The organism is Nonomuraea sp. GTA35, assembly GCF_041950525.1.
GTDB lineage: Bacteria > Actinomycetota > Actinomycetes > Streptosporangiales > Streptosporangiaceae > Nonomuraea.
On the sequence record NZ_JBGNUV010000001.1, the window covers coordinates 1,164,065 to 1,187,123 of the forward strand.

The 23,059-nt window shown below is 73.5% G+C and carries 24 protein-coding genes; 12 read left to right on the plus strand and 12 right to left on the minus strand.

Annotated elements, in window-relative coordinates:
- The first annotated feature begins 10 nt into the window (after nucleotides 1–10).
- Both ACBJ32_RS05240 and ACBJ32_RS05245 read left to right on the plus strand, forming a co-directional pair.
- Complete coding sequence (locus ACBJ32_RS05240) at nucleotides 11–412, plus strand: helix-turn-helix domain-containing protein (protein ID WP_375125667.1); 402 nt, start codon at nucleotides 11–13, stop codon at nucleotides 410–412.
- Between the two features lie 50 nt (nucleotides 413–462).
- Nucleotides 463–804, plus strand: coding sequence for a DUF4180 domain-containing protein (locus tag ACBJ32_RS05245; protein WP_375125668.1), 342 nt, complete (start codon nucleotides 463–465; stop codon nucleotides 802–804).
- 8 nt (nucleotides 805–812) lie between these two features.
- Here the strand turns inward: ACBJ32_RS05245 and ACBJ32_RS05250 are convergent, their stop codons facing one another.
- The 3 genes from ACBJ32_RS05250 to ACBJ32_RS05260 all read right to left on the minus strand — a co-directional run bounded on the left by ACBJ32_RS05250 (nucleotide 813) and on the right by ACBJ32_RS05260 (nucleotide 3,161).
- Nucleotides 813–1,568, minus strand: a complete 756-nt coding sequence (locus tag ACBJ32_RS05250) for a TetR/AcrR family transcriptional regulator (protein ID WP_375125669.1) — start codon at nucleotides 1,566–1,568, stop codon at nucleotides 813–815.
- Between the two features lie 214 nt (nucleotides 1,569–1,782).
- Nucleotides 1,783–2,100: a hypothetical protein gene (locus ACBJ32_RS05255; protein WP_375125670.1), complete on the minus strand. Its 318-nt coding sequence runs from the start codon at nucleotides 2,098–2,100 to the stop codon at nucleotides 1,783–1,785.
- 206 nt (nucleotides 2,101–2,306) lie between these two features.
- Nucleotides 2,307–3,161: an alpha/beta fold hydrolase gene (locus tag ACBJ32_RS05260; protein WP_375125671.1), complete on the minus strand. Its 855-nt coding sequence runs from the start codon at nucleotides 3,159–3,161 to the stop codon at nucleotides 2,307–2,309.
- A gap of 129 nt (nucleotides 3,162–3,290) precedes the next feature.
- Here ACBJ32_RS05260 and ACBJ32_RS05265 point away from each other — a divergent pair, with 129 nt between their 5' ends.
- Nucleotides 3,291–3,725 (plus strand): hypothetical protein, encoded by a 435-nt coding sequence (locus ACBJ32_RS05265; RefSeq protein WP_375125672.1) that lies wholly within the window; start codon nucleotides 3,291–3,293, stop codon nucleotides 3,723–3,725.
- 110 nt (nucleotides 3,726–3,835) lie between these two features.
- On the opposite strand, the gene ACBJ32_RS05270 is transcribed toward ACBJ32_RS05265, so the two are convergent.
- On the minus strand, nucleotides 3,836–4,834 hold the full coding sequence (locus tag ACBJ32_RS05270; RefSeq protein WP_375125673.1) for a DsbA family protein: 999 nt from the start codon (nucleotides 4,832–4,834) through the stop codon (nucleotides 3,836–3,838).
- 75 nt (nucleotides 4,835–4,909) lie between these two features.
- Between ACBJ32_RS05270 and ACBJ32_RS05275 the strand changes: the two genes are divergently transcribed.
- From ACBJ32_RS05275 to ACBJ32_RS05290, 4 genes are all read left to right on the plus strand, one after another.
- Complete coding sequence (locus ACBJ32_RS05275; RefSeq protein ID WP_375125674.1) at nucleotides 4,910–5,482, plus strand: TetR/AcrR family transcriptional regulator; 573 nt, start codon at nucleotides 4,910–4,912, stop codon at nucleotides 5,480–5,482.
- 423 nt (nucleotides 5,483–5,905) lie between these two features.
- Entirely contained in the window at nucleotides 5,906–6,901 is a 996-nt protein-coding gene (locus tag ACBJ32_RS05280; protein WP_375125675.1) for a small ribosomal subunit Rsm22 family protein, read from the plus strand.
- A 62-nt stretch (nucleotides 6,902–6,963) separates the two neighbouring features.
- On the plus strand, nucleotides 6,964–7,575 hold the full coding sequence (locus tag ACBJ32_RS05285; RefSeq protein WP_357881303.1) for a LysE family translocator: 612 nt from the start codon (nucleotides 6,964–6,966) through the stop codon (nucleotides 7,573–7,575).
- A 115-nt stretch (nucleotides 7,576–7,690) separates the two neighbouring features.
- The gene (locus tag ACBJ32_RS05290; RefSeq protein ID WP_375125676.1) at nucleotides 7,691–9,514 is read left to right on the plus strand and encodes an ABC transporter ATP-binding protein; all 1,824 of its coding nucleotides are present in this window, start codon (nucleotides 7,691–7,693) and stop codon (nucleotides 9,512–9,514) included.
- A 30-nt stretch (nucleotides 9,515–9,544) separates the two neighbouring features.
- Here ACBJ32_RS05290 and ACBJ32_RS05295 read toward each other — a convergent pair whose 3' ends face one another.
- The 5 genes from ACBJ32_RS05295 to ACBJ32_RS05315 form a co-directional block, all read right to left on the minus strand.
- The gene (locus ACBJ32_RS05295) at nucleotides 9,545–10,123 is read right to left on the minus strand and encodes a TOPRIM nucleotidyl transferase/hydrolase domain-containing protein (protein WP_375125677.1); all 579 of its coding nucleotides are present in this window, start codon (nucleotides 10,121–10,123) and stop codon (nucleotides 9,545–9,547) included.
- A 109-nt stretch (nucleotides 10,124–10,232) separates the two neighbouring features.
- The gene (locus tag ACBJ32_RS05300; RefSeq protein ID WP_375125678.1) at nucleotides 10,233–11,225 is read right to left on the minus strand and encodes a phosphotransferase family protein; all 993 of its coding nucleotides are present in this window, start codon (nucleotides 11,223–11,225) and stop codon (nucleotides 10,233–10,235) included.
- A 209-nt stretch (nucleotides 11,226–11,434) separates the two neighbouring features.
- On the minus strand, nucleotides 11,435–12,022 hold the full coding sequence (locus ACBJ32_RS05305; protein WP_375125679.1) for a hemerythrin domain-containing protein: 588 nt from the start codon (nucleotides 12,020–12,022) through the stop codon (nucleotides 11,435–11,437).
- Nucleotides 12,023–12,194: 172 nt separating this feature from the next.
- On the minus strand, nucleotides 12,195–12,845 hold the full coding sequence (locus ACBJ32_RS05310) for a hypothetical protein (protein ID WP_375125680.1): 651 nt from the start codon (nucleotides 12,843–12,845) through the stop codon (nucleotides 12,195–12,197).
- Nucleotides 12,842–13,537 carry an ABC transporter ATP-binding protein gene (locus tag ACBJ32_RS05315; RefSeq protein ID WP_375125681.1) on the minus strand — a complete coding sequence of 232 codons (696 nt, stop codon included), beginning with the start codon at nucleotides 13,535–13,537 and terminating at the stop codon, nucleotides 12,842–12,844. The genes ACBJ32_RS05310 and ACBJ32_RS05315 overlap by 4 nt, the downstream gene beginning before the upstream one ends.
- Before the next feature lie 164 nt (nucleotides 13,538–13,701).
- Between ACBJ32_RS05315 and ACBJ32_RS05320 the strand changes: the two genes are divergently transcribed.
- The 4 genes from ACBJ32_RS05320 (at nucleotide 13,702) to ACBJ32_RS05335 (ending at nucleotide 17,487) form a co-directional block, all read left to right on the plus strand.
- The gene (locus tag ACBJ32_RS05320) at nucleotides 13,702–14,547 is read left to right on the plus strand and encodes a helix-turn-helix domain-containing protein (protein ID WP_375125682.1); all 846 of its coding nucleotides are present in this window, start codon (nucleotides 13,702–13,704) and stop codon (nucleotides 14,545–14,547) included.
- 102 nt (nucleotides 14,548–14,649) lie between these two features.
- Entirely contained in the window at nucleotides 14,650–15,630 is a 981-nt protein-coding gene (locus ACBJ32_RS05325) for an ATP-binding cassette domain-containing protein (RefSeq protein ID WP_375125683.1), read from the plus strand.
- A complete protein-coding gene (locus ACBJ32_RS05330) occupies nucleotides 15,627–16,469 on the plus strand; it encodes an ABC transporter permease (protein ID WP_375125684.1) in 843 nt (280 codons plus the stop codon). Before ACBJ32_RS05325 ends, ACBJ32_RS05330 begins: the two co-directional genes overlap by 4 nt.
- A 64-nt stretch (nucleotides 16,470–16,533) precedes the next feature.
- A complete protein-coding gene (locus tag ACBJ32_RS05335) occupies nucleotides 16,534–17,487 on the plus strand; it encodes a proline dehydrogenase family protein (protein ID WP_375125685.1) in 954 nt (317 codons plus the stop codon).
- Here ACBJ32_RS05335 and ilvA read toward each other — a convergent pair.
- Nucleotides 17,477–18,727, minus strand: a complete 1,251-nt coding sequence (ilvA, locus tag ACBJ32_RS05340) for a threonine ammonia-lyase IlvA (protein WP_375125686.1) — start codon at nucleotides 18,725–18,727, stop codon at nucleotides 17,477–17,479. The two genes, ACBJ32_RS05335 and ilvA, sit on opposite strands and share 11 nt — an antisense overlap.
- A 189-nt stretch (nucleotides 18,728–18,916) precedes the next feature.
- Nucleotides 18,917–20,119: an acetate/propionate family kinase gene (locus tag ACBJ32_RS05345; protein WP_375125687.1), complete on the minus strand. Its 1,203-nt coding sequence runs from the start codon at nucleotides 20,117–20,119 to the stop codon at nucleotides 18,917–18,919.
- 91 nt (nucleotides 20,120–20,210) lie between these two features.
- Here ACBJ32_RS05345 and pta point away from each other — a divergent pair, with 91 nt between their 5' ends.
- Entirely contained in the window at nucleotides 20,211–22,268 is a 2,058-nt protein-coding gene (gene pta / locus ACBJ32_RS05350; RefSeq protein WP_375125688.1) for a phosphate acetyltransferase, read from the plus strand.
- A 98-nt stretch (nucleotides 22,269–22,366) separates the two neighbouring features.
- On the opposite strand, the gene ACBJ32_RS05355 is transcribed toward pta, so the two are convergent.
- The gene (locus ACBJ32_RS05355) at nucleotides 22,367–23,008 is read right to left on the minus strand and encodes a response regulator (protein WP_375125689.1); all 642 of its coding nucleotides are present in this window, start codon (nucleotides 23,006–23,008) and stop codon (nucleotides 22,367–22,369) included.
- Nucleotides 23,009–23,059: the final 51 nt, after the last annotated feature.

Here is a 23,059-nt window from a genome sequence, read left to right on the forward strand (position 1 = left end):
GGGGAGTGTTATGGAGCAATACACCGTGGAGCAGGTGGCGGACCTCCTGGGCCTGCACGTCAAGACCGTGCGTAACTACGTACGGGACGGGCGGCTGCCCGCCGTGCGCATCGGCAGGCAGTACCGCATCGCCAAGGAGGACCTCGCGGCGTTCACCGGCCTGCCCGTCGGCGCGCCCGCCAGGGCCCGCCACGCCGAGGTGTCCAGCATCGTGCAGATCGACGGCATCGCCAGGCGCGACATGGACCGCGTCAGCACCATGGTCATGGGCTCCCTGACGGGCCGGCCGCACGGCCTGCGCGTGCAGTTCGTCTACGACGAGGAGCGCGAGCACCTCAAGGTCGTCGTCCTGGGCGGGCTGGAGGAGAGCGCGCAGGTGCTGCGCATCCTCGACGCGCTGGTGCGGGACTGAACGGCCGGGCCGCCCCCGCTGAGACATCATGGACTTCCTGGAGAGCTTTCATGCCTGACGGCTATCACTACGCGGACGGCGAGCCCCTGAACGGGACCGCCGACGTGCTCGACCTCATCGGCGAGACCTGGGGGCGCGACGTCACCTGGGTGGCCGTGCCCATCGAGCGGCTGCCCGCCGACTTCTTCACGCTGAGCACCGGCGTGGCCGGCGAGATCACGCAGAAGTTCGCCAACTACCGGCTCGGGCTGGCCATCGTGGGCGACACCGGCCGTCAGGCCGCCGCCAGCAACGCGGTGCGCGCCTGGATCGCCGAGGCCAACCGGGGGGAGCACCTCTGGTTCGTCCGCGACGAGGCCGAGCTGGCGGCCCGCCTGTCAGGCCGTGGCTAGCCGGACGCTCATCCCTTCGCCACCGCCGCCTCGATGCCGTCGAGCAGCACGTTCAGGCCGATCGCGAACGTGTCGGCCGTGCCGGGCCCGCCGTCCTCCGACTCCACCCACGCCACCATCGGGTACTGGTCGGTGAAGCCCGGCGCCACCTCCTCCAGCAGGTGCGAGCGCGTCCGCCACCACTCCTCGTCCGACACCCCGGTCGCCGAGGGCGCCAGCCGCGACTCCGTGACGGTCCTGGCCGCGCCCCGGACGAAGTCGAACAGCAGCGCCACCACCCCGCGCGTCCGCCGCGGCCCCAGCCCCGTGCCGCGCAGGATCGACACCACGCTCTCCAGCGTCGCGAACTCGTTGGGCCCCAGCACCGGCCGGGCCTGCGACACCTGCAGCACCCAGGGGTGACGCAGGTAGAAGGCCAGCGTGTGCTCGGCCCACGAGGCCACGGCCGGGCGCCAGCCCGCGCTCGCGTCGTACGTGGTGGGCAGTTCGGCCAGCACGCGGTCGTACATCAGGTCGACCAGCTCGCCCTTGTTCGGCACGTACGTGTAGAGCGCCATGCCCGTGCGCCCCAGCCGTTCGCCGACCTTGCGCATCGACAGGGCCGCCATGCCCTCGCTGTCGGCCACCTCGATCGCCGCCTCGACGATCACGTCCACGCTCAGCCCCGGTTTGGGGCCGGGCCGGACCTCGCCCGGCTCCTCGCCGCTGCGCCACAACAGCGCCATCGACCGTCGCGCATCACCTTGACCTGCGAAGACGACCAACGCGGAACTCCCGGGGCGGACAATTCCTTACGGCATAAGGCTATCAGCCGTGCCGATCATGCGATGGCGTCCAGGTGGGTCGAGGGTACTCGATGAGGCTGTGAGCCGGGCCGTCCGAGGGGCGCCGCGGGCGGCGGAGGGCCGGAACGGCGGCTGTCCCGGCCCCGCGCAGAGCGGGTACCGGGACAGCCGTACGCCGAGAGCTCAGCTCTCGTCAGCCGTCGGCGTCGTCGCCATCGTCGCCATAGCCGTAATCGTCGTCCTCGTCGCCCGACCAGTCTTCCTTGTAGTCCTTGGACTCGAACTTCTTGCAGACGTCCGCATCGCGGGTGCCGAGGAAGACGCCGTGCTTGGTGATGTGCGAGTAGGTCGAGTCGTCGTTCATGCCCAGGCCGCAGTGCTGCGGGTGCTTGTTCCAGTGCTCGGCCCAGGCGTGGTCCTTCTTGTCGTCTGCGGACGCGGAGCCTGCCGTGCCGAACAGTACGGCCGCGGCGAGCAGCGCCCCGCCAGTGGCGGTGAGGCTCTTTCTCATGATCTCCCCCTGTAATCACGGAGTGCCATCGGCCATCACTATACGTAGCGATCTTGGCGCTTCCAGTAGCGCCACACCGACTTTTCCCTCAATAGACCGCCGACGACGAGCCCGGGTGTCACCCCGCCCGGCCGCGAAGAACCCGATCATCACCGGTGCCGGCAACCCCGCCTCGACGTCGTGGAACCCGCCGGCCAGGCTGCCGGTCAGGTGGCGAAGACCTCCCGCAGGAAGGCCGTCAGGGCGCCGGTCACCTCCCGCGGGCGTTCCAGGGGCGGGAGGTGGCCGGTTTCGGGCAGGTCGAGGCGGCGCGCGCCCGGGATCCCCGCCGACAGCAGCGCGGACACCTCCTGGATGCCCGGCACGTCCGACAGCCCGTTGATCACCAGCGTGGGGGCCGTCACCTCGTGCAGGCGGGTGGCGGCGGGCGGGACGAGCCGGCGCTCGCTGGACCTGGGGCCGGTCCAGGCGCGTTCAAACACCAGCCGGCACATCTCCACGGCCGCGTCCCACACCGGCTCCGGCAGCACGTCACGGCTCCGATCGGGCCCAGCGACCTGCCAGAGCGTGTGCGCCTCCGCCATCGCCCGCACGTCGGCGGGGACCACCCGCTCGGCCGTGCCCGCGCGGTAGCGGGCCAGGCGGTCGGGCGGCACCGAGGAGTGCACGCGCTCGGCCGCCTGCTCCAGCATCGCGCGCGGCCACTGGTGACCGGCCAGGCCCGAGCAGATCAGGGCGAGCGCGGCGACCCGGCCGGGTGCGGCGAGAGCGGCCTCGACCGCGTACGCGCCGCCCATCGAGCAGCCCACCAGGGCCGCCCGGTCCACGTCGAGGGCGTCCATGAGGGCGAGCAGGTCCTCGTGGTGGCAGACCTCGCCGGCGGCGTCGCCGGACCTGCCGTGGCCGCGCCAGTCGTAACGGATCACCCGGTGACGCTCGGCCAGGGCGGCGAACTGGTGCTCCCACATGCGCATGTCGGCCACCCCCGCGTGCAGGAGCACGACGGTGCCCGCCGGCGCCGGAGGCCCCGCCTCCTCGTACGCGATGTCGAGATCGTCCACGGCTCGCACGCTAGCGGGGTGGCGGGGACTGCGGAGCGGGTGTTCGCCACGGGCACAGCTCCCGCAGGGGAGGGGGATCCCCCGTGCGGGGGAGCCCGGCGAAGGGGGGTGGGCGGCAGGGTCAAGGTCGTGAGATACGCGGATCTGGGAATCGGGTGGACCGGGCTGTACGTGGCCTCCAAGGTCGTTCACGCCTGGGAGGGGCGGCTGGGGGTGACCGGCGGGCCGGTGGTGTCGCCGGAGAGCCACCTCGCGTACGGGCCGGGTGAGGTGGCGCTGGCCCAGTGGGGGAACGCCGGGGCCGGGGTGCTGGTCATGGTGGTCCTGCTCGCCGGGCGGTTCCGCGTTCGCCGGCGGTGGGCGTACCGGACGTTGCTGGGCACGCACTGGCTCTGCGCCGCGATGGCGGCGGCCGGTGCGGTGGGCATGCTCGGCGGCGCGCTGCTCACGGACCGGGGAGGCGCGCTCTTCGGCGGGTACTGCGCCGTGTGGGCCGCCCTGCTCCTCCTCGCCACCCGCGACCTGCGGCAACGGCACCGGCCCGCGGTGAGCCGCCGCGCGTGACTGTGGTGCCCGCATCCGGTAGCTCGCCCTGGGCGGGGGCGGCGGCAGGTGAGCGGTCGCCTGCCGCCGTGCCTGGGCCCGTTCCGCCAAGGCGCGGGCCGCCACGAGGGTCAGTCGTTCCCGTAGTCCGGGGTCATGACGGCGGCCAGGGTGAGGTGGGAGGCGGCCTCCTCGTGCCGCCCCTGGCGCTGGAGGGTGCGGCCCAGCAGGTGGCGGGCGTAGGAGTCGTCCGGTGACTCGGCGACCAGGGACTCCAGTGCCGTGCGCGCCCGGTTGAGCTGGGCCGAGGCGAAGTACGCCCGCGCCGCCAGCAGCCGCACGCCCGGGTCGTCGCCGTGCTCCTCCATCAGCGGACGCAGCAACGTCAGCGTGCCGAGGGGGTCGCGCTGGTCGAGCAGCGACTCCGCGTACCGCAGCCGCTCCACCTCGGCGGGCAGCTGCCGGGGCGTGTGCCGCGCGGCGTCCTCCAGGAACTCCCGCAGCGCCTCCGGCGGCTGCGCGCCCTCCAGCGCGAGCCCGTTCGCCACGATCGTCGGCGAGGTCCGCACGCCCTTGGCCTTGCCGACGAGCAGCAGCTCGCGCACCAGCTCGGCCCCCGGGAGGGTCTCCAGGGCGGACTCGCCGGTGTAGCCGGCCTCCTCGGCCAGCCCCGCCTCGGCGGCGATGGCGGTCAGGACGGCGAGGTCGCTGATGTCCTGCACGTCCACGAAATGTGCCCGCAGCACCCGCTCCACCACGCGGTCCTGCAGCTCGGCCCCGCCCTTCTCGTACGCCAGCGCGATCAGCCGGTGCGCCTCCAGCGTGCCGGCCCGCCATCCGGAGCCCCACTGCTCGCCGAGCCCTTCGGCGGCGGCCACCTCGGCCACCCGCGCCCGGTTCTCCATGGGGGACAGCCCGGGCGCGCAGGCGCGCAGGGCCTCGTCGGCCATCGGGTCCCGCAGCAGCTCCGCCATAGGGACGGCCCGCGCGGGCGCCGACGGATCGATCTGGTACGGCCGCCAGACCACCTCGACCGGCTCCCCCTCCCAGGAGGCCAGCGCCTTCTCCAGTCGGCGCTTCCCGATGTGAGCCCATCCGCAGACGACGTCCGCCCAAATCTCCACTCTCATGCCGCCAAAGTATGCGACAAATGTTGAATAGTCAACACATGTCGCATAAGCGATGGCTGTCGTATAGTGGGTGGCGTGAACCCCGATGATCCACGCGCCCAGCGCACCCGCGCCCGTCTCAAGGCGGCCGTGCTGGAGCTGGCCCTGCAGCAGGAGCTCGCCACCATCACGATGTCCGCGCTGGCCAAGCGCGCCGAGGTGAACCGGGCGACGGTCTACCTGCACTATCCCGACGTCGACTCGCTGGTCACCGACGCCATGGAGGACGCCGTCGCGGCCGTCGCCAGGGCCGCCGCCCTGTGCCCGCTCGACGCGCCCCGCGATCAGGCGCCCGGCCCGCTGGTGGAGCTGTTCGAGCACGTGGCCGTCAACGCCGGGATGTACCGGCGCATGCTCGGGTCCCACGGCAGCGCGCGCTTCGGCGCCCGGATGCGCGAGCGCCTGACGGCCGAGCTCGCGCAGCGCTTCGCCGATGGCCGGCGGCCCTCCGGATGGGATGACGTGCCGGTGGACATGCACGCCGCGTACCTGGCCGGCGCCCTGGTTGGGGTGATCGCGCACTGGGTCGCGGACGGGGGGTCCGCCGAGGAGGCGGCGCTGGCCTTCTGGCGGCTCTTCCGCACCGGCTGCCAGGCCGCCGGCGGGTGACACCCTGAACGGGAGGGGGACACCTCCCGCTGGGCGCCACCGCCGTAGGGCGCCGCAGGCAGAGGGTGATACCGCCGACCGCGCCGCATGGCCGATAATGTCCACGGTTGTCTTCGCGCGATTGATGGGGGTTCGTATGCGCCTCGCCAAGGTCTGTGCCACCGCTTCATGGCGAGGGCGCCGCACGCTCTAGCCGGTCAGCCGGTCGCCGCTGCACGCATGCAGGCGTGCCCGTCCGGCGTGCCCGTCCGGCGGCGAATGCTCCTCGTCTGAAGCGGTCGTTCGCATAACCGACCGTTTCCCCTTCCCTTCGAGGAGTCCCTTTGCGTGCCTTCATGTCCGCGCGCCCGGCGCGGACCTCTCCAAGCCATGTCCAGACCTCGCCCCTTCTCCCCACCCCCGCGCGTCAGGTGAACCCCAGCCATGCTCCCCGATGACCTCAGAACCGCCCTCGACCAGGCCGTGGCCCGCTTCTCGCCCCAGGAGCTGTCGGACTCGGTGACCCGGCTCACCGAGCGCTACCGCGTCGCCGGCGTCTCCACCGGCGGCAACCACCTGCGCTCGCGCGCCGACATCGCCGCCTACGCGGCCTACCGCATGCCCGCCACGTACGCCGCCGCTTCCACCGCCATGCGCCAGGCGGCGACGCTGACCCCCGGCTTCGAGCCCACCAGCCACTTCGACGCCGGAGGTGGCACCGGCGCGGCGATCTGGGCCGCGGCCGGGATCTGGCCGTCCATCGAGCGGATCACCGTCGTCGAGCACGACGCGCACATCATCGACCTGGGCCGCCGCCTGGCCAGGGGTGGCCCGGAGCCGCTGCGTGGCGCGACCTGGCGTCAGGCGTCCATCAGCGCGGGCCTCGACCGGCCCGCCGCCGACCTGGTCACCATGTCGTACGCCCTGGGCGAGCTCCCCGAGCCCGACCGTCCGGGCGTCGTCACCTGGCTGGCCCAGCAGGCCGCCATGGTGATCATCATCGAGCCGGGCACCCCGGCGGGCCACGCCACCGTCGCCGCGGCCCGAGACGTCCTCGCCGCCCAGGGCCGCACGATCGTCGCCCCCTGCCCGCACGACGGCGCCTGCCCGATCCAGCAGGGGCGCGACTGGTGCCACTTCTCGGTACGCCTGCCCCGGACGTCCCTGCACCGCCGCATCAAGGCGGGCACGCTCAGCTTCGAGGACGAGAAGTTCTCGTACGTGGCCGCCATCACCGGCTCCTGGCCGCGCCCCGCCGCCCGCGTCCTGCGTCACCCGCACAAACGCAAGGGCGTGGTCTCGCTGCGCCTGTGCACCGACGGCGACGGCCTGCGCGACGTGATCGTCTCCAAGCGGCAGGGCGAGCTCTACCGCCAGGCCCGCGACGTGGACTGGGGCGACGCCTGGCCTCCATCACCATCTAAATCAAATCAACATTGACATAGAAGGTGGAGGGTGGTTGGCTCCGGGGGACACCGACCCCCCGGAAAGGGCTGCCCTCCGTGAGCATCGAGTTCCTGCTGACCTCGCTCGTCATCGTCGCCACCCCCGGCACGGGCGTGCTCTACACGCTCGCGGCCGGGCTCACCCGCGGCGGCCGGGCCGGGGTCGTGGCCGCGTTCGGCTGCACGCTCGGCATCGTCCCGCACATGGCCGCCGCCGTCACCGGCCTGGCCGCCCTCCTGCACGCCAGCGCCGTCGCCTTCCAGGTCATCAAGTACGCGGGCGTCGCGTACCTGCTGTACATGGCCTGGAACACCCTGCGCGAGCGCGGCGCGCTGAACGTCGAGGGGAAGGCCGAGCCGCGCCCCGCGCTGCGCGTGATCACCGACGGCGTGCTGGTCAACATACTCAACCCCAAGCTGTCGATCTTCTTCTTCGCGTTCCTGCCGCAGTTCGTCAGCGCGGGCGAGCAGACCGCGGTGGCGCGCATGCTGGAGCTCAGCGCCGTGTTCATGCTGCTGACGTTCGTGGTCTTCGCCGGGTACGGGCTGTGCGCCGCCGCCGTCAGGAACCAGGTGATCTCCCGGCCCAAGGTGCTGACGTGGCTGCGGCGCGGCTTCGGCGCCGCCTTCGTGGCCCTCGGCGCGAAGCTGGCGTTGACCGAGCGCTGAGCCCGTCGTCCTCCCGGACGAGGCGCTGAGAGCCGGGGCGAGTGCCGTCCACCTCGCCTGGGCAGGTGTCTGAACCGCCTGGCCGGTCCAGGTCGGCGGGGGAGGGTGTGGTTGCATGATCCTCGCCGTCACGTCGTCGATCGTGACGGCGAGAAAGGACACCCTCGCAGTGAAACCTCCCTCCCACGTCTCCGCTCTGATCGACGGCGCCCACCCGGCCCGATCCGTCGCCCGGCTGCTCGCCCGCCGGCCCGGCCGCATGTCACTCGCGCTCCTGGCGTTCGCGTTGAAGGAGATCCCGCTCTGGTTCCTCCCCGTCATCACCGCCGCGATCATCGACGTCGTCGCCGACCGCGGGTCCCTGACCGCCGTCCTGTGGTGGTTCGCGCTCGCGGGCGTCCTGCTGCTGCAGAACTATCCGAACCACATCCTGTACACGCGCAGCTTCATGACGGTCGTCCGCGACATCGGCGCCGACCTGCGCAACGCGCTGGCCGCGCGGCTGCAGAGCCTGTCGATCGGCTACCACACCCGCATGAGCTCGTCGATCGTGCAGAACAAGGTCGTGCGCGACGTCGAGAACGTGGAGCTCATGCTCCAGCAGGTGACCCATCCGCTGCTGTCGGCGACCATGGTGCTCATCGGCGCGATCTCGATGACCGCGATCGCCGTGCCGCAGTTCCTGCCCGTCTACGCGCTCACCGTCCCGATCGCGCTCGTGCTGCGCACCGCGCTCGGCAGGCGTTCGCGCCGCCGCAACGAGGCCCTGCGCCGCGAGATGGAGGGGCTGGCCGCCCGGGTCGGCGAGATGGCGTCCCTGATTCCCGTCACCCGCGCGCACGGCCTGGAGGAGACCGCGGTCACGCGCGTCGCCTACGGCGCCGACGGCGTCCGCAGGGCCGGCCTGCACCTGGACATGCTCAACGGGCACGTCGCCTCCCTGTCCTGGGTGACGATGCAGCTGCTGGGGGTCGGCTGCCTGGTGCTGGCCGCGGTGTTCTCCCTCACGGGGTTCCTCCCGATCACCGCGGGCGAGGTGGTGCTGCTGTCGAGCTACTTCGCGCTGCTCACGCAGGGGCTCACCCAGTTGCTCCTGCTCATCCCGGTCGCCGCGCGCGGCGTGGAGTCGATCCGGTCGATCGCCGAGGTCATCCAGGAGCCCGACCTGGAGCAGAACGAGGGCAAGCGGGTCGTCGCCGCCGTGGACGGCACGATCCGGCTGGAGCGCGCGTCGCACCGCTACCCGGGAGCGGACGAGGACGCCCTGCACGGCATCGACCTCGACATCCCCTCGGGGACCACCGTCGCGTTCGTCGGCTCGTCCGGCTCGGGCAAGTCGACGCTGCTCAACCTGGTGCTCGGCTTCGTGCGGCCGACCGGTGGCCGCATCCTGCTCGACGGCGCCGACATCCAGGAGCTCGACCTGCGTACCGTGCGCCGCTTCGTCTCGGTCGTCCCGCAGGAGTCCGTGCTGTTCGAGGGCACCATCCGGGAGAACATCGCCTACGGGCTGCCGGAGGTCCCCGACGAGCGGATCGTCCAGGCGCTGCGCGACGCCAACGCGTGGTCGTTCGTCCAGGACCAGCCGAACGGCTGGGACACGGTCGTGGGCGAGCGGGGCGCGCGCCTGTCCGGCGGCCAGCGGCAGCGGCTCGCGATCGCCCGCGCGCTCGTCCGCGATCCGCGGATCCTGCTGCTGGACGAGGCGACCTCCGCGCTGGATTCCGAGTCCGAGGAGCTGGTCAAGGACGCGCTCGCCCGCCTCATGCGGGGGCGGACGACCCTCGTCGTCGCGCACCGCCTGTCCACCGTGCGGCAAGCCGACCGGATCGTCGTGCTCGACCGCGGCCGCGTCGTCGAGCAGGGCACGCACGACGAGCTCCTGGCGGCCGGCGGCCGGTACGCCCAGCTCCACCTCACGCAGGCCGGCCACGCCTGACCCGCCCGGCCCGAGCCCGAGGGCTCCGGCTCACCCTCCCCGGCCGTCGAGCAGGTGGGCCAGCAGCAGGTCCAGCGGCCTCGGCACCCGATCGAGGTCGAGTGCCGCGACGAGCAGGCTGGAGTAGCGGATCTTCCGCCCGCTCCCCGCTCCCATGAACCGGCGCAACTGGTCGTGAGCGGCCCTTCCGCGCCATGCGGGCTGCATCTGCATCGTGCGGAAGGAGCCGAGCTCGCCCTCGGCGTCGACGACACGCTCGACCGCGTCGGTGCCGAGGGCGCGGATCAGCTCGTCCTCCAGGTCGGCGACGCACACGAAGAACCCGAGCTTCTCCAGGTCGCCCGGGCCCATCCCGGAGCCGAGGCCGGCGCGCTCCAGGGCCCTGCGGAAGTCGCCCTCCTCCCGGGCGTCGCACAGGCCGGCCAGCCGGAGCCGGCGGCCGGAGGGGCCGAGCTCGCCGACGTAGGTCCCGATGTTGGTGGCGCCGCCCATCGCCACGAGGGAGATGCCCTCGGCGGCCAGGTCAAGGCCCCGGCGCCGGGCCAACGTCTCGATGGCCGACTTGTCGCTGGCTCCCTCGACCAGGACCACGGTTCGCGTGTCGATCACGACTCCAGCCTCGCACACCGGGCTGAACGATCGTCCGACTGCCCCTGGCCGGTGAACGGCTCGCCACCGCGCCGGAGCGGCCCGCCCGGCGCCGAGGCCCCGGCGTACCTCATGCCTGAGCCGAGGCGGCCGGGCAGGCCAGTTCGGCCCAGGGGGCCGGCGGTGACGAGGCGAAGAAGCGGAGCAGGCCCAGGAGGCGGCCGGCCGGAGGGGCGGTCCAGTGGCGTTCGCCAGGGCGCGGCACCGGAGCGGCCAGGCGGCCCAGCGCCCAGGCGAGGTGGAACCAGAGCACCCGGGCCTCCCAGGCCGGCGCGCCCGCCGGGGTCTCCTCCCGGTAGCCGTCGAGCATGGCGGGGACGCATTCGAGCGGCATCTTGGCGAAGTCGGCGGCGGGGTCGGCCCAGGCGGCGTCGCCCCAGTCGACGATCCCGCCGAGCCGGGCCGTCCCGGAGTGGACGAGCAGGTTCTGCGGCGCGATGTCGCCGTGGATCAGGGCCGGCGGCGGGTTCGCCGGCAGGTGCGCCGAGAGGCGGTCGAACCAGCCGCCGAGCCACCGGCCGGCCTCGGCGTCGATCCAGCCTTCCTCGACCAGCCGGCCGGTGAGCGCCCACGGGTCCGCCCCGCCGTCGTCCACCGGCACGGCGGCGAGGGCCGAAGGGGTGGACGAGGCCGACGCCGCCGCGTGGCCGAGCCGGGCTGAAGGGGCCGGCGGGGACAGCCGGTGCAGCTTGGCCAGCTCCCGCCCCACCTGCCGGAGCACCCCGGCCAGCCCTGCCGAGCGCGGGTCGAGCCGGGTGAGATCCACCCCCCGCGTCCGGGTGAGCACCATGTACGGCACGCCCACCTCCGAGCAGGTGCCGTCGAAGGCGACGACCTCCGCGGTACGCACGCCGGCCCGCAGCGCGACCGGGATGACCGCGGCCTCCTTGACCAGGTCCGGCAGGAACCGCTCGGCCCGCGGGATACGCAGGACCAGGTCGTCCCCGAGCAGGAAGACGCGGTTGGCCACCCCTTCGGGCAGGGGCCGCACCTGCTCGGCGGCGACACCGTGCCGGGCGGCGATGGCGGCCAGGGTCTCGTCGCTCGTCTCGTACTCAGCCATGATCGAGATGCTGGCACGGACGCCAGGGCGCCGTCTCACCCTTTTCCCCCGGCAGCGAGGCCCGGCAGCCCGGGCCGCTCGGATCGCGAGCTCGATCCTGCACCGCGGTCGGCCTGGAGGAACCGCTCCAGCGCCGTGCCGGACCGTCCAGAGCTGCTCGCCGTCGGGGCCGCTGCCGGGTGGATCGTGCTCGAGCTGGGGCGAAGGTCTCAGGAACGGGTCTTGGCCAGGGCCTTCTCGAGCTCCTCCTTGCTCATGCGGGAGCGCCCGGGGATGTCGGCCTTGCGGGCCCGCTCGTACAGCTCCGTCTTGGTGAGGTGGCCGCCGTCGGAGGTCGCGCGGGCCTTCCTGGGGGAGGCCGTGCGGGCCTTCCTGGGGGTGGTCAGCGCGCGCAGCTCCTGCTGCCGGCGTTGCCGGAACGTCCGGCCCAGGTCGCGCAGCTCTCGCTCGCTCGCCGTGCGGGCCAGCAGCGGCAGGAGGGTGCTCTCCTCCTCCTGCACGTGATGGCTCACCGTGAGAGCCAGCAGCGCGTGGGCGCTCGTGAACTCCGTGCCGCCGGGCTGGGCCCGCTTCAGGCTGTCCAGCAGTACCTCGGCCTCCTTGTGCTGCTCCAGGCCGTGGTGGGCGTCGAGGCGGGGGTAGACCACGTCCTCCTCGGCCCGGGCGTGCGCGGTGAGCAGGGCGTGCAGCGCGGCCACGATGGCCCGCGGGTCGCCCCTGCCGCTGGCCAGCTTGGCGAACAGCTCCTCCACCTTGCGGTGGTCGGCCTTGATGAGGGTGATGACGTCGGCTGCCATGGCCGCTCGCTACCCCGCTCGCGCAGTGCCAAGCGCGGCGGCTTCACCCGGGAGCCCGAGGGCAGCCACGGACCTCGTACTGGTGCTGGACGGCACGCCGTTCCTGCTGCTCCAAGGCCACGCCCGGCGTGCGACGGCGCCGCCACCGCGCCCGCCCGGGATCCGGCGCCGTTCAGGCGCGCCGCCGGATCGCCAGGAGGGCGACGCCGGCCAGGAGCAGCGCGAGGACGAGACAGGCGGCCGTCTCGATCCACTGCGCCGGCCAGTAGGGCAGGTCGAGACGGCCCCGCAGCGCCCGCCCCGCGAGCTGGCCGAGGCCCACCAGCAGGACGGACAGCGGCATGGCGATGCGGGTGTGCCTGGTCACGGCGCCGATCGCGACGCCGAGCAGCAGGGCGAACAGCACCCGGGCGAACGGTACCGGGCCGTGGCTCTCGTAGTACGGCCAGGCCATCGGATCGCCCCCGGCGGCGGGCACCGCCCAGGCCAGCAGCGCGGCCGGCACCGCCGCCGCGGCCAGCGCGCCGGCCACCGGGACGGCCACGACCGCGGCCAGCCAGCGGCCGCGCGTCAAGCTCTGCGTCCAGGCGAGCCTGTACGTTCCCGTCTCGAACTCGCGGGAGATCAGCGGCGCGCCCCACACCAGGCAGACCGCCCCCGGCAGCAGCCCGGCCAGTTGCCGGGTCAGCCCGGACAGGCCGGGCTCCGCCCGCTCCACGGCGGCGGCCAGCCCGTACATCAGCACGACGGCGGCGATCGCGGCGGCCTGGGCGCGCTGCCCCCGCCAGGCCGCCCACAGCGGCCCCGCGACAGGCCCGGTCATCGGGCGGGCCCGGGGTTGCGCAGGTGGTCGAGCACGAGGTCCTCCATGGTGGTGTCCGGGCGGGAGGCCAGCAGGTCGGTGAAGGTGCCGCACAGCCGGATCCGGCCGGCGCCGAGCAGGATCAGGTGATCGCACACCCCGGCCAGGTCGGCGAGGATGTGCGACGACAGCAGGACGGTGGTCCGCAGCGCGCGCACCGCGTCCATCACCTGCACGCGCGCCAGCGGATCCAGCTCGGCCAGCGGCTCGTCCAGCACCAGCAGGTCGGCCCGCTTGCCGGCGGCCAGGGCGAGCGCCACCAGGGTGCGCTGCCCGCCGGACAGGCGATCGGCCCGCTCCTGGACGGGGATGTCGTGGTCGTGCAGGAACGAGGTGGCGGCGTGCCGGTCCCAGCGAGGGTTGGTCGCGGCGCCGAAACGCAGCAGGTCGGCCACGCTCCACCGCCGGTACAGCGGCTTGTCCTGCGCCACGAACGCCACCCTGGACACCTCCAGCGGCCGGCCGAGGACGCGGACCCGGCCGGTGGTGGGCGCCAGCAGCCCGGTCACCAGGTTCAGCAGCGTGGTCTTGCCCGCCCCGTTCGGCCCGACCAGCGCGCACCGGGCCCCGGCGGGCAGCTCGAACGTGGCCTCGCGCAGCGCCCAGCGCGTGCGGTACCGCTTGCCCAGCCCGTCGGCCTCCAGCGCCTTCATGCCAGGACCCCGCCCGCCCGCGTGTCCGCGATCGCTCCTCGCTCGACCATGGCCGTTGCCTCCTTCTCGGGTTCGTCCTTCCGTCACCTGGCTCAGTCGGGCGGGAGGCCGCTCCGGTTCACGCCGCTCCGGTTCACGGACGCGCACGGGTTAGGCTCGCGTGCATGAGAGCCGACGACACCGGGCCGGAGCCGCGGGCCCACGGCGGCTGGGAGGTGGCGGCCCCCAGCGCGGCGCACGCGGTCCCCGGCGTCAGGATGGCCGGCTTCCGCGATCGCTCCGGCGGGACGTTCGAGGAGCGCGTTCCCCCCGGTCCGGCGATCGCGATCGTGATCGACTGCACGCCTGGCAGCCTCGAGCCCTTCGGCAGCGGCGCCATCGAGGGCGGCCTCGTCGCCGGCATCGCCCCGGCGGCCGTCAGGATGGCCGGCCGCGCCATCGACTGCGTCGAGCTCCAGGTGGATCCGCCGGCCGCGCCAGGCCTGCTCGGCGTGCAGCCGGCCGAGCTCAACGGCGCGCCGCTGGACCTGGCCGAGGTCTGGGGGCGCGACGCCGCCCGGCTGCGCGCACGGCTGATCGAGACGCGGTCCTGGGACGACCGGTTCGCGCTGGTCCGCGCCGCGCTCGCCCGGCGGCGCCGTTCCACGGCCCGCCTCGACCCCGAGGTGGCCGACGCCTGGCGGCGGATCAGGGCCGGCCACGGGCGGGTGCTGATCGGTGACCTGCCCGGCCTGTACGGCTGGAGCCGCACACGCTTCTGGAGCCGGTTCAAGTCGCAGATCGGTGTCTCGCCGAAGCGGGCGGCGACGATCGTCCGGTTCGACCTGGCGCTTCGCCGGCTCGGCACGGCCGCCGGCGTCGCCGAGGTCGCCGCGGAGCTCGGCTACGCCGACCAGTCGCACCTCCACCGCGAGGTGCTGCGGTTCGCCGGCCGCACCCCGGGCGCGATCGCCGCCGACCCGCTGTGGACGGTCGACAGCGTCGCCTGGGCGCGGGCGCCCGCCGCCTGAACCTTCCTTCAAGACCGCGGCCACGGCGCCGGGGCACGCTGCCTGCATGACATCACTGATCGGAAGGCCGGCGTTCCGGCTGCGCGGGGAAGGCCCCGCGGCATGAGCCAGGAGACCTGGGCGATCGAGACCCGCGGCCTGGTCAAGGTCTTCGGCGCCACCCGGGCGGTGGACGGCGTCGACCTCGCGGTGCCCGCCGGGTGCGTGTACTCCGTGCTCGGGCCCAACGGGGCGGGCAAGACCACCCTGATCCGGATGATCGCCACGCTGATCCGTCCCGACGGCGGCGCCGCTCGCGTGCTGGGCCACGACGTCGCCACCGAGGCGGCCCGGGTCAGGGCCCTGCTGGCGCTCACCGGGCAGTTCGCCTCCCTGGACGAGGACCTGACCGGGCTGGAGAACCTCATCCTGCTCGCCCGCCTGCGCGGGCACCGGGGCAGGGCGGCCGGGAAGCGCGCCACCGGCCTGCTGGAGGCCTTCGACCTGGCCCCGGCCGCCAGGCGGGCGGTGAAGACGTACTCCGGCGGCATGCGGCGCCGGCTCGACATCGCGGGCTCCCTCGTCGTCCGCCCGGCCCTGCTGATGCTCGACGAGCCGACGACCGGCCTTGATCCGCGTACCCGCGGCCAGGTGTGGCAGAGCGTGCGGGCGCTCGTCGGCGCCGGCACCACCGTCCTGCTCACCACGCAGTACCTGGAGGAGGCCGATCAGCTCGCCGACCGCATCGCCGTCGTCGACCACGGCCGCGTCATCGCCGAGGGCACGAGCGGCCGGCTCAAGGCGCTGGTCGGCGCGGGCGCGCTGCGCGTGCGGGTCACCGACAGCGCCGACCGCCCGGAGGTCGCCCGCCTCCTGGCGCAGCTGCTCGGCGCGGATCCCGTCCTGGAGCCGGATCCCGCCGCGCTCTCCCTGCGGGTGCACGAACCGTCCGCGGTCGCGAGCGCGCTGGCGGCCGTCACCGGGCGCGGGCTCGGCATCGGCGAGTACGCGCTGGCCCAGCCGAGCCTGGACGAGGTGTTCCTGGCTCTCACCGGCAAACCGGCCGACGCCGCCGCGCCGGGCCGCGAGGAGGCATCGACGTGACCATCCACCAGGCGGCCGAACGCCCCGCGCTCGACACCCGGCTCGTCTCCGCCGTCGCCGGCGCGCCACCACCGGGCAGGGGCGCCGGCCCGCTCGGCGCGACGCTGACCTTCGCCTGGCGCGTCCTGCTGAAGATCAGGCACGTGCCGGAGCAGCTCCTCGACGCCACGCTGTTCCCGATCATGTTCACGCTGATGTTCACGTACGTGTTCGGCGGGGCGATGATCGGATCGCCGGAGGCGTACCTGAGCTACGCCCTGCCGGGAATCCTCGCCCAGACGATCGTCTTCATGACGATGTACACGGCCGTGACGCTCAACACCGACATCGGGCAGGGCACGTTCGACCGCTTCCGCTCGCAGCCGATCTGGCGGCCCGCGCCGCTCGTCGGCGCGCTGCTCGGCGACACGCTGCGCTACGGCATCGCCTCCGCGTTCGTGCTCGGCATCGCGACGCTGATCGGATATCGCGCGCCCGGCGGGCTCGGGGGCCTCGCCGGGGCCGTCGCGCTGCTCCTGGTCTTCTGCTTCGCGCTGAGCTGGCTGTGGCTGATCGTCGGCCTCACCGTGCGGACGCCCGCCGCCGTCATGGGGGCATCCACCATGATTCTTTTCCCGCTGACGTTCGTGAGCTCGGCGTTCGCGCCGCCGGGGACCATGCCGGCCTGGGTGCGGGAGTTCGTGACCGTCAACCCGGTGACGCTCCTGGTCGAGGCGGCGCGCGGCCTGCTCGGCGGCGTCCCGGACGCGGGGGACGTACTGCTCGTCCTCGGGATCTCGGGCGTCATGACGGTCGTGCTCGCGCCGATCGCGCTCCGGCTCTACAGCCGCGGGGCGTGACGGATCCGGCCTTCTAAAAAAATATCTGTTGGTGATAGAGTCCGGGTGCGACGAAAGGATGATCATGACGTTGCTGGATCAGGCGGCCGACACGATGCGCGCCCTGGCTCTTGACGAGGACCTCAAGGAGCGGGTCGCGTCCGACCCCGCCCTGCGCAGCCTGGCCTGGCGGGTGGCCGAACGCTACGTGGGCGGGCGAACCGCGGCCGAGGCGCTCGACCGGGTCGCCCGCATCAACGCCCGAGGACAGGCCGCCACCATCGACTACATGGGGGAGAGCTGCCGCGACGCCGCCCGCGCCACGGCCGAGACCGAGGTGTTCGCCGAGCTCGCACGCGAGGTCGCCGCCCGCCGGCTGAACTGCTCCATCTCGCTCGACCTCTCGCACATCGGCTCCGTCGTGGACCCCGACCTCGGCCTCAGGAACGCCACCCGGCTCGCCGCCGCGACGGCCGCCGCCGGCCAGGAGATGATGATCTCCATGGAGGGGTCGGGCCGAACCGACCTCATCCTGTGGACGCACGAGCGGTTGTGCGAGCGCTTCGACCACGTCGGCGTCACCGTGCAGGCACGGCTGCACAGGACCGCCGACGACCTGCCCGCGCTGCTCGGCCGTCCCGGACGCATCCGCCTGGTCAAGGGCTCCTACCTGGAACCCGAGACGATCGCCCACCCGCGCGGCGGCGCCGCCCTGCGCACCGCCTTCCTCGACCAGGCCACGACCCTGCTGGACAGCGGCCACCCGTGCTCGATCGCCACCCACGACGCGGACCTCATCGGCGAGCTGACCGCGCGCCTGCCGGCCGGCGCCCGCCACTACGAGTTCGAGATGCTGCTCGGCCTCGGCACGGAGCGGCTGCGCGCGGCACAGGACGGCGGGCACCCGGTCCGCGAGTACGTCGTGTTCGGCACCGAGTGGTGGCTCTACGTCTGCAACCGGATCGCCGAGGACCCCGCGCGCCTGTTCCAAGCCCTCCTCGACGCCGCGGCCCCGCCGGCCACGGCCGTCAGAGGATGAACGTGAACAGCGGCGAGCCCGGCGGGATGCGCTCCACCGCCAGCGGGCCGGCCTTCATCCTGAACAGGAGATCGTCGAGGTCGCCCGCCCGTTCCAGCTCGATGCCGACGAGGGCCGGGCCGGTCTCGCGGTTGTTCTTCTTGATGTACTCGAAGGCGATGATGTCCTGGCCCTCGCCCAGCACCTCGTCCAGGAAGTGGCGCAGGGCGCCGGGGCGCTGCGGGAAGGTCACCAGGAAGTAGTGCCTCAGCCCGATGTGCACGAGGGAGCGCTCCAGCACCTCGTTGTACCGGCTGACGTCGTTGTTCCCGCCCGACACCACGCACACCACCGGCCCCGCCGGGGCGTAGGGCAGAACCTCGCGGGCCGCCGCGCCCGCGAGGGCACCGGCGGGCTCGGCGATGATGCCGTCGGTCTGGTACAGATCCAGCATCTCGGTGCAGATCGCGCCCTCATCGACCGCGACGACCTCGTCGACCAGCTCCTTGACCAGGGGGAACGTGGCGTCTCCGACCCTGCCGACGGCGGCACCGTCCACGAAGGTGTCCAGCTCGGGCAGGGCGAGAGGGCCGCCGTGGTCGAGCGCGGCACGCATGCTGGCCGCTCCGGCCGGCTCGGCGCCGACGATGCGGGTGCCGGGGGAGTGCTCGCGCAGCCAGACGGCCAGGCCGCTGATCAGCCCGCCCCCGCCGACCGGGACGACCACGGTGCCCGGCCGCTCCCCGGACTGCTCCAGGATCTCCAGGCCCACCGTGCCCTGCCCGGCCATCGTCCTGACGTCGTCGAACGGATGCACGTAGACCGCGCCGGTGCGCTCGCTGTCGTCGTGCGCGGCGCTGCTCGCCTCGTCGTAGGTGCCGCCGCCGACCACGATCTCCACCCGGTCGCCGCCGAGCGCCGCGATGCGCTCGCGCTTCTGCCGCGGCGTGGTGGACGGGACGTACACGCGGCCGCTGATCCCCAGGCGCGCGCAGGCGAACGCGACGCCCTGCCCGTGGTTGCCCGCGCTCGCGCAGACCACGCCGCGCCGCCGTTCCTCCTGCGTGAGCGAGGCGATCAGGTTGAACGCGCCGCGCACCTTGTAGGACCGGCAGACCTGCGCGTCCTCGCGCTTGAGCAGCACCCGGCCGCCGAGCAGGCCGGACAGCCGCTCATTCGGCTCCAGCGCGGTACGGCGGATCACCGGCCGCAACCGTTCGGCCGCCTGGTTGATCATCGTGGCGGTGAGGCGGTTGCTCATGCACACTCCTGGCACAGCGGCGGATCAAGGGACGGCGCAGGGCATCTCATGATGGCGACCGCACGAATGATCACCGGGAACGGTGCCCGCCGCGTGAGCGGCACACCGGCCACAACGACCCCACCAAGCCATGCTATGCCCGCCGCACCCCTACCCGAGCCAGCCCGGACCGCCCCCGCACCGGCCCCGTCACCCGGCGGAAGGGGCAGGCGGGCCGGCCAGCCGCGCGAGGGTCTGGGCGGCGATCTCCCACTCCTCGTCGGTGGGGATGACCAGGACGGGCACCTCCGCCCCTGCCGGGGACACCGCGCGCTCCCCGCCCGAGGCCGTCTCGTTGAGCGCGGCGTCCACGGCGATGCCGAGCCGCTCCAGCCCCGCCAGCGACTCGGCGCGGGTGGCGGCGTCGTGCTCGCCCACGCCGCCGGTGAACACGATGGCGTCCACCCGGCCGAGCAGCGCGTGGTAGGCGCCGACGTACTTGCGGATGCGCCTGGTGTAGATCCGCAGGGCCAGCCGGGCACCGTCGTCGTCACGGGAGCGGGCGCGCACCTCGCGCATGTCGCTGGATCCGGTGAGCGCCAGCAGGCCGCCCCGGTGGCTGAGCCCGTGCTCCACCTGCTCGGCGTCGAGGCCGCCCGTCCGGGCGAGGTAGCCGGCGAGGGCGGGGTCCACGTCGCCCGAGCGGGTGCCCATGACCAGCCCCTCCAGCGGCGTCATGCCCATGGAGGTGTCGACGCTGCGGCCGCCGGAGATCGCGGTGGCGCTGGCGCCGTTGCCCAGGTGCAGCACGATCAGGTCGAGCCCGGCGAGGTCCCGGCCGAGGAACGCCGCGGCGCGGCGGGAGACGTAGGCGCAGGACGTGCCGTGGAAGCCGAAGCGCCGCACGCCCAGCTCGCGCCACTCGCCCGGCACCGCGTACGTGTACGCCTCCGGCGGCAGCGTGCGATGGAACGCGGTGTCGAACACGGCGACCTGCGGCACGTCGGGGAACACCTTGCGGGCGAGCCGGATGCCGGTGAGGTTGACCGGGTTGTGCAGGGGCGCGAGCGGCGCCAGCTCCTCGATGGCGGCGACCACCGAGTCGTCGATCAGCACGGCCTCGGCGAACCGGTCGCCGCCGTGCACCACCCGATGCCCCACCGCGACCGGGGCCAGCTCCGGCCCCGCCGCCGCGAACGCCTCCATCATCGCCGCCAGCCCCTCGCCGTGATCGGCGAAGGCGCGGTCACGGACGTACGGCGGCCCGTCCCCGCTGCGGTGCGTCAGCCGCCCCTGCTCCTGCCCGATCCGCTCGACCAGGCCCTTGGCCGAACGTTCGCGGGTGTGCGGGTCCACGAGCTCGTACTTGATCGAGGAGGATCCCGTGTTCAGGACGAGGATGGGGTCGGCCATGCCCACGAGCCTAGGCCCTGCGTGCCGAAGCCCCGCGCCTGGCCCGGACCCTGCGATGAGGGGACCGCCGGAGGCGAGAACAATGAGGGACATGACACGTGCTGTGTACGTCGCCGCGGGTGAGGCGGGAAGCAACAAGGGGACCGTCGCGCTGGGCCTGGTGGAGCTGCTGTCCCGGCAGGTGGAGACCGTGGGCGTGTTCCGCCCGGTGGTACGTGCCGGCCGCGCGGACGCCCTGATCAACACCATCCGCAGCCGATTCCAGCTCGCCCTGCCCTACGAGGCGTACGCGGGCGTCACCTATGACGACGTGCACGCCGACGTCGAGCGGGCGGCGGGGGACGTCGTAGCCCGCTTCCGCGAGCTGGCCGGGCGGTGTGACGCGGTGGTGGTGGTCGGCACCGACTACACCGACGTGGGCGCGCCCACGGAGTTCGGGTTCAACGCCCGGCTGGCCGCCGACCTGGGCACGCCCGTGGTCAACGTGGTGAGCGGCAGGGGCCGGACGGCCGCGCAGATCGCCGCGGCGGTCGAGCTGTCGGCCAGGGAACTGGCCCACCACCACGCCCGCGAGCTCGCGGTCGTGGTCACCCGCGCGGCCGAGCGGCTCGCGATCGCGCATCCGACGCCCGTGTTCGTGCTGCCGGAGACCCCCTCGCTGCGCGCGCCGACGGTGGCCGACCTGCTGGACGCCTGCGACGGCCGGTTCTTCCTGGGCGAGCGCGACGGGCTCGGCCGGGAGGCGAGCGCGCTGATGGTGGGCGCGATGTCGCTGCCCGGCATCCTGGACCGCCTCACCGAGGGCGCGGCGGTGATCATCCCGTCCGACCGGGCCGCCGCGCTGCTGCCCGGCCTGATCGCGGCGCACACGTCGCCGGGGTTCCCCGCCCTGTCGGCCGTGCTGCTCACCGGCGGCACCGACCTGCCCGCCCCCGTCGAACGCCTGCTGCGCGGCATGACGATCCCCCTGCCGGTGATCGCCACCGACCACGACACCTTCGACACCGCGACCCGCCTGTCGACGGTGGAGGGCCGGTTCACGCCCGAGGCCGGCGGTAAGATCGACACGGCGGTGCGGCTGTTCGCCGAGCACGTGGACGGCGCACTGCTGCTGGAGCGGCTGGACATCGCCAAGACCGACGTCGTCACGCCGCTCATGTTCGAGTACGAGCTGCTGGACCGGGCCCGCGCCCGCCGCAGGCACATCGTGCTGCCCGAGGGCGAGGAGCCGCGCATCCTGCGCGCGGCCGACATCCTGCTGCGCCGCGGCGTCGCCGAGCTCACCCTGCTCGGCGACGAGGAACGCATCCGGGTCCAGGCCGCCCAGCTCGGCCTCGACCTGGACGACGCCCGGGTGCTCAGCCCGTTCGACCCGGAGCTGCGCGAGCGGTTCGCCCGCGAGTACGCCGCCGCCCGGGCGCACAAGGGCATGAACGTCGAGCTGGCCCGCGACACCGTCACCGACGTCTCCTACTTCGGCACGCTCATGGTGCACACCGGGATGGCCGACGGCATGGTGTCGGGCGCGGCGCACACCACCGCGCACACGATCAGGCCCGCGTTCGAGATCCTGCGCCTGGGCCTGGTCTCCAGCGTGTTCTTCATGTGCCTGGCCGATCGGGTGCTGGTCTACGGCGACTGCGCGGTCAACCCGGATCCGAGCGCCGAGCAGCTCGCCGACATCGCGATCGCCTCGGCCGGCACGGCGGCGCTGTTCGGCGTCGAGCCGAGGATCGCCATGCTGTCGTACTCGACGGGCGCCTCGGGCGCCGGCGCCGACGTCGACAAGGTCCGCGCCGCCACCGAACTGGTCCGCGAGCGCCGCCCGGACCTCCAGGTGGAGGGGCCGATCCAGTACGACGCCGCGATCGACCCCACCGTGGCACAGGCCAAGATGCCCGACAGCCGGGTGGCCGGGCGCGCCACGGTCTTCGTGGTGCCCGACCTCAACACCGGCAACACCCTGTACAAGGGCGTCCAGCGCAGCGCCGGGGCCGTCGCGGTCGGGCCGGTGCTGCAGGGGCTGCGCAAGCCGGTCAACGACCTGTCCCGCGGCGCCACGGTGGCCGACATCGTCACCACCGTCGCCGTCACGGCCGCCCAGGTGGCCGACGACGCTGTGCCGACGGATGCCGGCGACAGCCGCTGAGGGCACGCACGCGGGGCGGTGACCTCGTCCCGCACAGGCGTGGCCGTCCCGCCCCACGACGGTGGCCCGGTTCCTTCGAACCGTTCAGGAGCGGGCGGTCACCGCCTGCGGTCGGCGCGTAGCCGCGCCGCCAGGGCGGCGGCCTGGGTGCGGCGTTGCATGTCGAGCTTGGACAGCAGGTTGGAGACGTAGTTCTTGACCGTTTTCTCGGCCAGGAACATGCGCTCGCCGATCTGCCGGTTGGTCAGCCCTTCCCCGATGAGGTCGAGGATCTGCCGCTCCTGCTCGGTCAGCGCGGCGAGCGGGTCCTTCCTGGCGGCCTGGTCGCGCAGCCGCTGCAGCATGGCGGCGGTGGTCTGAGGGTCGAGCAGCGACTGGCCGGAGGCGACCGTGCGCACGGCGCCGACCAGGTCCGAGCCGTGGATCTGCTTGAGCACGTAGCCGGCGGCGCCGGCCATGACCGCGTCGAACAGGGCGTCGTCGTCGGCGTACGAGGTCAGCATCAGGCATGCCAGCCCCGGCACCCGCGAGCGCACCTCGCGGCAGACGTCCACGCCGTTGCCGTCGGGCAGCCGCACGTCCAGCACCGCCACGTCGGGCATGAGCGCCGGGATGCGCGCGACCGCGGATTCGGCCGTGCCCGCCTCGCCGATCACCTCGATGTCGTCCTCCGAGTCCAGCAGGGCGGCGACACCACGGCGGACGACCTCGTGATCGTCGAGGAGAAACACACGAATCATACGTTCGACGCTACCGAAGCGGCGGTGGCGCCGAAAGGACGAAGGTCCCGA

Excerpts from the sequence above, each read along its gene's own strand:
- ACBJ32_RS05240 (WP_375125667.1), top strand. The coding sequence starts at position 11 with ATGGAGCAATACACCGTGGAGCAGGTGGCGGACCTCCTGGGCCTGCAC.
- ACBJ32_RS05245 (WP_375125668.1), top strand. The coding sequence starts at position 463 with ATGCCTGACGGCTATCACTACGCGGACGGCGAGCCCCTGAACGGGACC.
- ACBJ32_RS05255 (WP_375125670.1), bottom strand. The coding sequence starts at position 2,100 with ATGAGAAAGAGCCTCACCGCCACTGGCGGGGCGCTGCTCGCCGCGGCC.
- ACBJ32_RS05270 (WP_375125673.1), bottom strand. The coding sequence starts at position 4,834 with ATGAGAGTGGAGATTTGGGCGGACGTCGTCTGCGGATGGGCTCACATC.
- ACBJ32_RS05280 (WP_375125675.1), top strand. The coding sequence starts at position 5,906 with ATGCTCCCCGATGACCTCAGAACCGCCCTCGACCAGGCCGTGGCCCGC.
- ACBJ32_RS05290 (WP_375125676.1), top strand. The coding sequence starts at position 7,691 with ATGATCCTCGCCGTCACGTCGTCGATCGTGACGGCGAGAAAGGACACC.
- ACBJ32_RS05300 (WP_375125678.1), bottom strand. The coding sequence starts at position 11,225 with ATGGCTGAGTACGAGACGAGCGACGAGACCCTGGCCGCCATCGCCGCC.
- ACBJ32_RS05305 (WP_375125679.1), bottom strand. The coding sequence starts at position 12,022 with ATGGCAGCCGACGTCATCACCCTCATCAAGGCCGACCACCGCAAGGTG.
- ACBJ32_RS05310 (WP_375125680.1), bottom strand. The coding sequence starts at position 12,845 with ATGACCGGGCCTGTCGCGGGGCCGCTGTGGGCGGCCTGGCGGGGGCAG.
- ACBJ32_RS05315 (WP_375125681.1), bottom strand. The coding sequence starts at position 13,537 with ATGAAGGCGCTGGAGGCCGACGGGCTGGGCAAGCGGTACCGCACGCGC.
- ACBJ32_RS05320 (WP_375125682.1), top strand. The coding sequence starts at position 13,702 with ATGAGAGCCGACGACACCGGGCCGGAGCCGCGGGCCCACGGCGGCTGG.
- ACBJ32_RS05325 (WP_375125683.1), top strand. The coding sequence starts at position 14,650 with ATGAGCCAGGAGACCTGGGCGATCGAGACCCGCGGCCTGGTCAAGGTC.
- ACBJ32_RS05335 (WP_375125685.1), top strand. The coding sequence starts at position 16,534 with ATGACGTTGCTGGATCAGGCGGCCGACACGATGCGCGCCCTGGCTCTT.
- ilvA (WP_375125686.1), bottom strand. The coding sequence starts at position 18,727 with ATGAGCAACCGCCTCACCGCCACGATGATCAACCAGGCGGCCGAACGG.
- ACBJ32_RS05345 (WP_375125687.1), bottom strand. The coding sequence starts at position 20,119 with ATGGCCGACCCCATCCTCGTCCTGAACACGGGATCCTCCTCGATCAAG.
- pta (WP_375125688.1), top strand. The coding sequence starts at position 20,211 with ATGACACGTGCTGTGTACGTCGCCGCGGGTGAGGCGGGAAGCAACAAG.
- ACBJ32_RS05355 (WP_375125689.1), bottom strand. The coding sequence starts at position 23,008 with ATGATTCGTGTGTTTCTCCTCGACGATCACGAGGTCGTCCGCCGTGGT.